At 46.6% G+C, this 10,502-nt stretch carries 9 protein-coding genes, 1 tRNA gene and 1 pseudogene; 8 read left to right on the plus strand and 3 right to left on the minus strand.

Annotated features, from left to right (window positions below; translation table 11 throughout):
* The first annotated feature begins 53 nt into the window (after positions 1-53).
* The 4 genes from QT974_RS18640 (at position 54) to QT974_RS18655 (ending at position 3,297) form a co-directional block, all read left to right on the plus strand.
* Positions 54-617 carry a hypothetical protein gene (locus tag QT974_RS18640; protein WP_333469926.1) on the plus strand — a complete coding sequence of 188 codons (564 nt, stop codon included), beginning with the start codon at positions 54-56 and terminating at the stop codon, positions 615-617.
* On the plus strand, positions 614-841 hold the full coding sequence (locus QT974_RS18645) for a hypothetical protein (protein ID WP_333469927.1): 228 nt from the start codon (positions 614-616) through the stop codon (positions 839-841). Before QT974_RS18640 ends, QT974_RS18645 begins: the two co-directional genes overlap by 4 nt.
* A gap of 2 nt (positions 842-843) precedes the next feature.
* Positions 844-2,322: a bifunctional DNA primase/polymerase gene (locus QT974_RS18650; RefSeq protein ID WP_333469928.1), complete on the plus strand. Its 1,479-nt coding sequence runs from the start codon at positions 844-846 to the stop codon at positions 2,320-2,322.
* A 198-nt stretch (positions 2,323-2,520) separates the two neighbouring features.
* A complete protein-coding gene (locus QT974_RS18655; protein ID WP_333469929.1) occupies positions 2,521-3,297 on the plus strand; it encodes a hypothetical protein in 777 nt (258 codons plus the stop codon).
* A 9-nt stretch (positions 3,298-3,306) separates the two neighbouring features.
* On the opposite strand, the gene QT974_RS18660 is transcribed toward QT974_RS18655, so the two are convergent.
* Both QT974_RS18660 and QT974_RS18665 read right to left on the minus strand, forming a co-directional pair.
* Entirely contained in the window at positions 3,307-4,371 is a 1,065-nt protein-coding gene (locus QT974_RS18660) for a site-specific recombinase (protein WP_333469930.1), read from the minus strand.
* A gap of 124 nt (positions 4,372-4,495) precedes the next feature.
* Positions 4,496-4,566: transfer RNA gene (locus QT974_RS18665), tRNA-Cys, on the minus strand.
* Positions 4,567-4,721: 155 nt separating this feature from the next.
* Here QT974_RS18665 and cpdA point away from each other — a divergent pair.
* From cpdA to QT974_RS18680, 3 genes are all read left to right on the plus strand, one after another.
* Positions 4,722-5,501 carry a 3',5'-cyclic-AMP phosphodiesterase gene (gene cpdA / locus QT974_RS18670; protein WP_333469931.1) on the plus strand — a complete coding sequence of 260 codons (780 nt, stop codon included), beginning with the start codon at positions 4,722-4,724 and terminating at the stop codon, positions 5,499-5,501.
* A 514-nt stretch (positions 5,502-6,015) separates the two neighbouring features.
* Positions 6,016-7,494, plus strand: a complete 1,479-nt coding sequence (locus tag QT974_RS18675; protein ID WP_333469932.1) for an alpha-amylase — start codon at positions 6,016-6,018, stop codon at positions 7,492-7,494.
* Between the two features lie 208 nt (positions 7,495-7,702).
* Positions 7,703-8,479, plus strand: coding sequence for an SDR family oxidoreductase (locus QT974_RS18680; RefSeq protein ID WP_333469933.1), 777 nt, complete (start codon positions 7,703-7,705; stop codon positions 8,477-8,479).
* Between the two features lie 123 nt (positions 8,480-8,602).
* On the opposite strand, the gene cofG is transcribed toward QT974_RS18680, so the two are convergent.
* Positions 8,603-9,565 carry a 7,8-didemethyl-8-hydroxy-5-deazariboflavin synthase subunit CofG gene (gene cofG, locus QT974_RS18685; RefSeq protein ID WP_333469934.1) on the minus strand — a complete coding sequence of 321 codons (963 nt, stop codon included), beginning with the start codon at positions 9,563-9,565 and terminating at the stop codon, positions 8,603-8,605.
* A 363-nt stretch (positions 9,566-9,928) separates the two neighbouring features.
* On the opposite strand from cofG, the pseudogene QT974_RS18690 reads away from it, so the two are divergent.
* Positions 9,929-10,502: pseudogene (locus tag QT974_RS18690) on the plus strand (photosystem II q(b) protein); the annotation flags it as partial.

Here is a 10,502-nt window from a genome sequence, read left to right on the forward strand (position 1 = left end):
ATGTAACTTCCACAGCTTCAGCCCTGGAGCCTGAACAAACTGCCGAATTCCTAGTGGAAGATGTAACTTCCACAGCTTCAGCCCTGGAGCCTGAACAAACTGCCGAATTCCTAGTAGAAGATGCAGCTTCCACAGCTTCAGCCCTGGAGCCTGAACAAACCGCCGAATTCCTAGTAGAAGACAAACCAAATCAAAACTGGCAAAAAGACTGGCTTGACAGTCATTTTGCCATACGCCCAGAAATCGGGCACAGCGTAACACAGGGTTTTCTTGGTGAAAAAATCGCGGAAAAATTGGATAGTTTACTAGACAAAGCAGACACACTCGTTGGCAGACTCAACTCTAAGAAAATCAAAAGAGCTGAGCTAATAAAAATAGAAAAAGACATTAAAGAAACCAGGCAATCAATAAAAGATTTGGAATTTTTTAGCAACTTTCGGATCGGAATGATAGTCAGCCATCAGCGCAAAGCCAATCAAATTGGCATCATTACAAACCTTACACTGTCAACGGGTGGAATGCCAGAAGCCTGGGTGAAATGGGAAGAGCTATCAATTGAAATCCCAGAAAAACTCTCTCTCATCAATATCCAAGATGAGAAGGAGGAACAATCATGAAAAAAGTAGGCAGACCCTTATCGCAAGATTGGATCTCAACCTCTGACGCCGCCAGTGAACTAGGTATCAGTCGCGGTCATTTGTTGAATTTAAAAGCTGATGGAACATTTAAATGTGGCAAGCATTTTAGAGATATTCGCCGAACAAATGCCATGCGAGCAACTTACAAGTGGAATCTTCCAGCGCTCCAGAAAATCTTAGATATGGGGCCGGAAGTTCGCTAGCTATGCAAACTTTAACCGCCAGCGAATCACTCCTCACACTCCCCGCCGACTGGATTTTAGAGCCAGTTATTGGTAAGCGTCCTTACAGAAAAAGTTGGACAAAATCTAATGTTGATTGTCTTTTCTGCCTCGCAGAATTAGAGGGCGGCAAGGCAACCGGTATAGGGTTAAAGCTGGGAAATGGGCTGCTGGCAGTTGATATTGACGGCGACTCGGCCGCCAAATTGCTAGCCAAGCTTGCCGGAGAGAATAGCCTGGCAGATTTCTCGGCAACAACCGCATGGACAAGCGGCCGCCCTGGCAGGAAGCAGTGCCTATTTTTAGTACCAGAGAAAGACTGGTGCCACTTGCGAAATTTACGAATCGGCACTGGAATCACAAGCGATGACGGCAAGGAAGAATGCTTAGAATTTCGCTGGCTGGGCACTCAAAGTGTGCTGCCACCAAGCACTCACCCCAGCACAGAAAAACCTTACGTCTGGATAAATCACCCGTTGCAAAATCCGCCCGTCCAGGCACCAGAATGGCTACTCGATCTCTGTGAAAATTGGCATAGCGAGTATGTCGGCGTTGAAGAGCTAGATTTGGTGAGATTCCCGGTACGATTATTCCTACATTTTGGTCGCCAAATGAGCGTCTGGCTGCTCGCGCGTCGCTTCGATATTTCGCGCTGGAGTCACGGGGGCCAGTCGAAAGGATCGGGAATTGGAAAATTTACGCTGGCAGCGGCAAGCAAAATATTGAGCCGCAGCAAAGGTCACATCAGAAAGTTATTGGGTCTCGCCAAAAAGTCAGGATTGATTCGCGACTACGCACAATCGAAAAATTGGATTACAGTTTTTTACACGAGCCTCGAAAAAGCGATCGCTCTCACCGGGATAGAGAAACTCGGCCCGATCGCCGCCATAAATATTGATGATTTGGCTAACATCCACATACTCGCTACAGAAGTGGAAGCCCAGTATTTGCAACGAGCATCTCTCCACCGTCAGCGGCAGGAAGAGATCGAGCAAATAAAAGCTCAGGGTTTAGATCCTGGGCAAACTCCGAGTCAAATACTAAAACCGATCGACCTGCACACCTGCGACTATCCGGCGCGGGTACTGGGAAAGGGCGATCGGTTTATCTATTGCGATTCGGATTTTCGATTCTATGGTGGGAGTCAGGAGGCGATCGCTAACAGTCGCGGGGTGTCCGCTTCAACTGTTAGCCGCCACCTATCAAATGGATATCGATTAGTAGCAGCTCCCGTGCGAGGATATCGCGGGGAACTGCCGCCGATCGTGAAAAAGCAGCTTGTGGAAAAGTTGCCACAACTTCAAAAATTCTTACCAAAATTGTGCACAGAGGACGGCTTGTTTTCTATGCACGGTGACTGGTGGAAACCACATTGCAATATTTATCTATTGGATCATCGCCTGGTATCGGCTAGGCGGCGGCGGGTTCAAATTCAGACCAAAATAGATAAGGTTCCTTTATAGGTTGAAAATTTTTTGCGGGGAGTTTTAGAGGATAACTTTTACTTATGAAAGTCTTGATTTAAGAGTTAGAACAGTTAACCCCTAATCCCCAGAATAACTTCAAACAACCGGAACAAGGAATAGCAAAAATGATCACAGTCTAAAACTGTCCGAATTTTCGGACAGTTAGTTCTACTTCAACAAATCAAATTCGAGAGTATGAAAAAAACATTAACTAGCCAAGAAAAATTTAGAATAGCGGTAGAAAAAATTGTTTCCAAAGAACACACCGAAACCATTGGGAAAGCTCAATTAACTAAGATAGTTAAACAGTGGGAGAAAGAAGAGCCTTCCAACACCATCAAAAAGACAATTGAACAAGTTTTGCTGACAGTCAACTTACCGAAAGAATCTAATTGGGTTCAGCAAAGATACACTTATGTGGCGGGATATTTTTGGCTAGAAAACTCTAGTCACAAGTATGGGGATACAGTGCTTGGATGGCACGACGACCCCCTACAAATTCAAGCGGAAGCCTTACCGCTAAAACTTCACTTCCAACGCTTTGACGATGATCGGTATCTTGAAGTCCTCGACTGGGGATGGGACGAAAAAGGATTTATGGCTGCGGAAGATGTACCTCTTTGCTGGCACAGTTGCCACGTTGAAATCCCTATAGAAAAGACATGGTTTTTCTGTAAATATAAATATGCGGCACCATGCCAATTACAGTGGCAAAGAAAGTACGATCACATCCCAGAAGAAAGAGGACTTTATGTATTGCGCTCTATCATTCCTCACGGATTTTGGCAGGCGTGGAAATGGTGGCCGGAAGCGAGGGAGTGGTATTACGAACACAGACCAGAGCTTTTTGAAGAAGAAGAAATTTGGGGCAAAAAACCGACTTGGAATGAACCTCCAAATAGTTACTCCGCTGTTTTAAGTCCCAATAATAGCAACTCATTAAAAAACCAGATATTTCACATTGAGGAGTAATTAAGAGTATCAAGGTTTTTCGCCATGCAGCAGCAACAAGCGATCGTAAGCTCGCTGCTGTTCGCGCTCGTTCAGAGCCAGATGATAAGTCTGCGTGTGAGTCGCGAGGCTATGCCCCATCTGCTTAGCGGCCAGCGTTGCATCTAGTCCAAAACTCATCGCCCGAATTGCCCAAGCGTGCCGCAAATCATAAGCGCAAAAATTGGCGGGCGATCGCGAAAAGAATTTGCAAACGCGATCGCCAAAATCAGCATGGCACCTACCAGTAACAGGAGGACGTTTAACATTTACCAAGTCCCATCGCTCGGCCCACTCCAGTCGCAGCGGCCAGCACTGCCGGTATCCGGTTTTCCCTTCGAGGACTTGGATGATCGGAAACTTACTCACATCAAGAAAAAATGCCTCGTGGTCACGCAAGCCGTAAGCGGCGAGCACGCCAAAAACCCACTGCCACTGAGGATTCTCGATTTGGGCAAAGCAATCTGCTATCTCTTCATCTGTGGGCAAATTTCGGGGCTGTACTTTTGTCGGCGAGTAGTTCCCCTTCAGATCGGCAACATCAATCTCAATCCCCGCAAATGTGGCCAACTGGCGAAAAGCCAGACAGAACCGGCGACGCTGGCGGGTATTTGGTTTCGTTTTGCCGATCGCACTTAGCAACAATTCCGAGGTTATGGGCTCGCCGGCCGGGAGAGTTCCAAAGGGCCGCTGATAATCAGTCTTCCAAGTCGTACCACAAACCGCTGATCGTTTCGCCTGCTCAAATTTCCCTACCCAATCGGCGATCGTCTCTGACGGCCGTGGGGGATTGCCACCATACAATCCCCAATCAAACTCCTTAGCATCTCGCAAGTAACTTACCCTGCGCGCTTCTTTCTCGGCCAAAGATACTCCGACAGTGTTGGCGTGGATACCCAAAGCGATCTGTTGCTGACATGATGACAATTTAGCAGAGCCTGGGCGCGGGGGGAGCACTGCCTGGAGATAAAGGCGATCGCCTCTCTGTAAAATAGCCACGCCAGCCTTGCTCGCCTTCAGTCGGCCGTTAGCTTGATTTAGCCTCGCATTTTGCATTGCATTAAACTTGCATTACTTTTCGTAGTCAATTATGTACGACTGTATGCGATTTACAATCTGTCACAACCGTAGATTCTTTGCAATACAAGCGATTAAGGCTTCTTTAATTATGACAAAATTAAGGCGGCACCCAGATTTGAACTGGGGGTGGAGGTTTTGCAGACCTCTGCCTTACCACTTGGCTATGCCGCCGTTACGTCTGAAATTTGACGTTTTCCTATATTACACCAAATCTCGATTATTTCAACATATTTGTCAAAAATTTTGCTCGCAGTTTTTTCCCCGCACTGCCAAAACCCTAATCCGATCGTATTCTAGAACTACATCGATCGCCAGCAACACCAGCCATGACACCAGTTTCTCCCCTCCGAGTCGCCCAAATCACTGACACTCACTTGTTTGCAGAGCTCGATCGACAATGGAAAGGGATCTCGACAACCCGCACCCTGCAAACAGTTCTCGATCGCCTGCAACAGATACAGCCGCCGCCAGACTTACTGTTGCTCACAGGCGACTTATCCCAAGACGAAACACCCGAATCTTACCAGCGCCTCGTCTCCCTCATCGCCCCCCTGGGAATTCCCGCCTACTGGATACCGGGAAACCATGACAACATCCCAGTCATGGCGGAAATCTTAAATCAGCCGCCACTTTCCCCAGAAAAATCGTGGATGCTGGGAAACTGGCAGTTTCTGCTGCTTTCGAGTGTGGAAGCCGGATGCGACGGCGGGCGGCTTTCCCCAGACAGCTTGCAGTGGCTGGACGCTCAATTGCAGCAAACGGGCGATCGAGCTGTTATGATTGCTTTGCACCACCATCCGCTGGCGATCGACTGTGAAATCATGGACAGCATGATGCTGCACAATGCCGATGAATTTTTTGCAATTGTCGATCGATACCCTCAAATCAAAATAGTCCTTTGCGGTCACATTCACCAAGAATTCCAGCAACAGCGGGGATCGATTTCTTACTTGGGGACGCCGAGTACCTGCATCCAACTTTTACCGAAAAGCCATCCGATTGTCCTTGACGACATCCCGCCCGGATTTAGATTGCTGGAATTGGCGATCGATGGTACTTGGGAAACTAAGATTGAGCGAGTAGCCACAGAACCTGCAACAGCTTGATAATTTATGGTCAAGAGGTGCTTGGTAGTTGTGCGATCGACAAATCCAAGAATCCTCTACCAGGTTCGATCGTTCGGACTTCAGTCCGCATCAAAAATCAGGTTCGATCGTTCGGACTTCAGTCCGCATCAAATTCATTCCTAGTGAGGAATTCAGTCCGCATCAAATTCATTCCTAGTGAGGACTTCAGCCCGCAGCAAAAATCAGAGAACTCAAGTCCGAACGAGCCAACCAATTTGATTGTGTTGCTTCAAACGCAAACAGCAAACAACAATATTAAGCAAGTTTCTGAACCCAAATTTACAAATCATAGAACATATTTTTTACTGAATCACATATGTTAAAATACTATTATCAAAAATACACTAAATTGTCAATCTATCAACAGATAGATATCTTTATCAAGGTCAACATTTTATGATAAGTATTGACTATAAATTGCAGACATATTTAGAGCGCATCGACAACGAACAAAAATATATCTGACAACATTACCAAACAGGAGAAACTCAATATGTCTCAAGTCAATGGCGTCATGATGCAGTATTTCCACTGGTACAACCCAGCAGATGGGAGCCTGTGGAATCAGCTAGCAGAATCTGCAAAAGATTTAGCAAAAATAGGCGTGACATCCCTGTGGTTGCCGCCCGCCTATAAAGGAACCGGCGGCGGGATGGATGTAGGTTACGGTGTTTACGACATATTCGACTTAGGTGAATTCGACCAAAAAGGATCGGTACGCACCAAATACGGCACAAAAGATGAATATTTGCGCGCGATCAAAGCTGCACATGATGCAGGAATCATGATTTATGCCGATGTTGTCTTCAACCACAAATTAGGTGCAGATGCAGAAGAAGAAGCCGAAGCCACACCCTTCAATCCCGACAACCGCAATGACACCGTAGGCGAATATCAAAAAATCAAAGCTTGGACGCATTTTACTTTCCCAGGCCGCGACAAAAAATATTCCAGCATGGAGTGGCATTGGTGGCATTTCGACGCCATTGATTACAACGCTTACAACACTGAAACCAATGCCATTTACCTGCTAAAAGGTAAAGAATTCGATCGCGGAGTAGACTTAGAAAAAGGCAATTTTGACTACCTCATGGGTTGCGACTTAGATATGGACAACCCAGAAGTCACCGGAGAATTAAAATACTGGGGTGAGTGGTATGTCGATACCACAAACGTTGACGGCTTTCGCTTCGATGCCGTCAAACACGTAGCAGCAGAATTTTTCCAAGAATGGTTAGAACACGTCCGCAACTATGCGAAACGCGACCTATTTGCAGTCGGCGAATATTGGTCTTACGAAGTGGAAGCTTTGCACTACTTCATCCAAGCAACGGATGGTAAAGTATCGTTATTTGACGCGCCACTCCACTACAACTTCCACGCTGCTAGCAAGGCCGGCAACAGCTACGACTTGCGCACAATTTTTGATAACACCCTGGTTCAACAGCAACCAACCCTCGCCGTTACCTTGGTTGACAACCACGATTCGCAGCCTTTGCAATCTCTAGAATCAGTTGTCGAAGCTTGGTTTAAACCCCTAGCTTACGCTTTAATCCTGTTGCGCAGCGAAGGATATCCGTGCATTTTTTACCCAGATTATTACGGCGCAAACTATAAGGATACAGCAAATGATGGCAACGAATACGAGATTTGGTTAGAGAAACATCAATGGATTCTCGATAAATTATTGTTCGCGCGCCAAACTTATTCCTACGGGAATCAGTACGATTACTTCGACCACGCGAACACGATTGGCTGGACGCGACTCGGAGATGAAGAACATCCGGGCGGTATGGCTGTGGTACTCAGCAATGGAGGAGATGGCACTAAGTTTATGGAAGTCGGACATCCGAATCGAACTTATATTGACATCACCGAACACATCAAAGAGCCGATCGCAACTAATGACGATGGTTGGGGTGATTTTAGGTGCAACGCCGGTTCAGTTTCTGTTTGGGTGCCTCAGTCCTAAGCATGACCTAAATCTTGACTGAATCCTCTGTCTGAAGTAGGGTGCGCGCTGCGCACCTTACGGCTAAAATCGTCCTATCCAACCATTTTTTACTTGGCTATTTCTTATTTTTACTGATTAAAGCCTGTTCGATCGTTCGGACTTCAGTCCTCTCTCTCTAATCTTACTTTTAGGCGATCGCACCCCAAAATTATTTAAATAAAAAATTATGAAACTTGCAGAAAAAGTTGCCGTGATTACGGGCGGCGGGTCAGGAATTGGACGTGCAGCAGCAATCTTAATGGCCCAGGAAGGCGCAAAAGTTGCGATTATCGATCGCGTTTTAGAAACAGCACAAGAAACCGTCCGCGAGTTGGTCAATCAAGGAGGTTGCGGGCTGGCGATTGCCGCAGATGTGGCGGATTATGAGCATATGCAACAGGCATTTGAAACAATTTCTGACAAATATCAAAAAATTGATATTGTGTTCGCCAATGCGGGGATTAACGGTATCTGGTCGCCGATAGAAGAGATAGAACCGGATGAATGGGATCGGACAATTAACATCAACCTCACAGGAACTTTTTTGACGGTTAAGTATGCTGTTCCTTATCTCAAAAAACAAGGAGGTTCCATCGTCATTACATCATCGATTAATGGCACCAGAAGCTTCAGGAAAGTTGGCGCTACAGCTTACGCTTGTAGCAAAGCGGCCCAAGTAGCTTTTGCAAAAATGCTGGCGCTAGAACTTGCTCCCAGCCACATCAGAGTCAATGCAATCTGTCCGGGCGGCGTACTGACTGCGATCGATCAAAGTACCGTTAAGCGCCATCTCGATCGCATTCCTGTGCCGCCAGATTGTATTAAAGATGTGATTCCGTTGACTGATAATACCGCAGGTTCCAGCGAAGAAATCGCTCAATTAGTGTTATTTCTGGTATCGGATGCCTCCAGCTTTATCACAGGTACTGAAGTCTGGATTGATGGCGGCGGTTCTTTGATTTGAAATCGATTTAATCGACCAAAATACTGTTCGATAAAAAATCCTATAAAAGGATCGAGCGTGAGGACTAAAGTCCGCTGATTTGGATGCGGACTCGCATTCCTCACGCTCGATCCTTGGGACAATTCATATTTGATAAATATTTCTAACTCTCCATTGTTTGACAGCAGTTTGCAATCTCTGCGGCAGCCAGTTATCGTATTGAGGATAAACAGGCAAACGCTGCACGAGTTGCCATCCGGCTGCTGCTAAAATTTCTGTTAAGGTTTGGTGTTGCAAATGAGGATAATCGGGATTCACTTCATCCAGCGGCCCAATTCCACCTAAATCTCTCGCACCTGCTTCTAAACAAGCTAGCAATAAGTCGGGCTGTGCAACTAAATTCGGCGGAATTTGTAGCCTGATTTCGGATGGTAAAATGCTGCGGGCGATCGCAATTACTTGTGGCATTTTTGTAGTATCAAAAACTTCGCCGTCCCAACTTTGCTTGTTTCCCGGACTGTGAGGCTGCAAAATAACTTCTTGAATGTGATTGTAGCGCGAATGAATCCGGGCGATCGCCTCCAGAGTCTCAATCCAATCCGCCTCAGTTTCCCCAATTCCCAGCAGCAAACCAGTTGTAAACGGAATCTGCAATTCCCCAGCCCATTGTAACTGTTTGAGCCGCAGCGCCGGCACTTTACTCGGTGCGTGTCTGTGAACCGTTTGTAACAAATCGGGAGAAAGTTGTTCTACCATCAGTCCCATCGAGACATTCACCTGTTTTAACTGTGCCATCTCCTCAAAGCTGAGCGGCCCCACATTAGTATGCGGCAAAAATCCGAGACTCAGTGCCAGTTCGCACAAATTATAAATCCGCTGAAACCAGGCTTTGCGCCGTTGACTCTGGGGATGTACCTCGCCACTGAGGATCAGAATTTCAATTACACCTTGAGGAAGCAGCAATTTGAGCTGTGTTTCGGCTTCTGCGAGTGTCAGCCAAGGACTTTGCAGCGGTTCGGCCCGAAAATTGCAATAGGTGCAGCGATTGTAACACTCGTAGGTGGGAACCAGGGTATAAGCAGGGCTGTAGGTAACGGTGCGGGACATTGGTTGGGACTTTTATCGATCGAACTTGGGCAACAATATATATGTATCTGTTAATGCGAATTTTTTGGCTGGCGATCGCAACCCTTCATCTATCTTAACACTGGCGCCAGTCCCTAATCTGGTTGCGCAGCTCAATTATGAACATTATTTTGTTCTTGGGATCGTCCGCAAATTCCGCTATCAGTTTTGAAAGTACCATACAGCAAGCTTTACAAGCTTTTATCAGGTATGCTTATGACACTCATCACAAAAACTGTGCTTAAAAGGCCTTTACAAACTGAAATAAAAGCTTTATGTTTATTTACATGGCGGAACACAAAGCCGTCACGAACATTGACAACCAAATAAAGCAATCATAAACACATGACAGCCACCTTACAGCAGCGCGAAAGTGCTAATATCTGGTCGCAGTTTTGCAACTGGGTCACTTCGACCGACAACCGCCTCTATGTAGGTTGGTTCGGCGTCTTGATGATTCCTACCTTGCTCACTGCCACAATCTGTTACGTCATCGCCTTCATCGCTGCTCCTCCTGTGGACATCGACGGCATCCGCGAACCAGTTGCTGGTTCCTTGATGTTCGGCAACAACATCATCACTGGTGCAGTTGTTCCTTCATCGAACGCAATTGGCTTGCACTTCTACCCAATCTGGGAAGCTGCTTCCTTGGATGAGTGGTTGTACAACGGCGGCCCTTACCAATTGGTAATTTTTCACTTCCTGATCGGCATTTTCTGCTACATGGGTCGTGAATGGGAACTGTCCTACCGCTTAGGTATGCGTCCTTGGATCTGCGTAGCATACTCTGCACCAGTTGCAGCAGCCACCGCAGTATTCTTGATCTACCCTATAGGTCAAGGTTCATTCTCCGACGGTATGCCTTTGGGTATCTCCGGCACATTCAACTTCATGATCGTGTTCCAAGCCGAGCACAACA

This window comes from Microcoleus sp. BM001215392 (assembly GCF_036700185.1).
In the GTDB taxonomy this organism is placed as follows: domain Bacteria; phylum Cyanobacteriota; class Cyanobacteriia; order Cyanobacteriales; family Microcoleaceae; genus Microcoleus.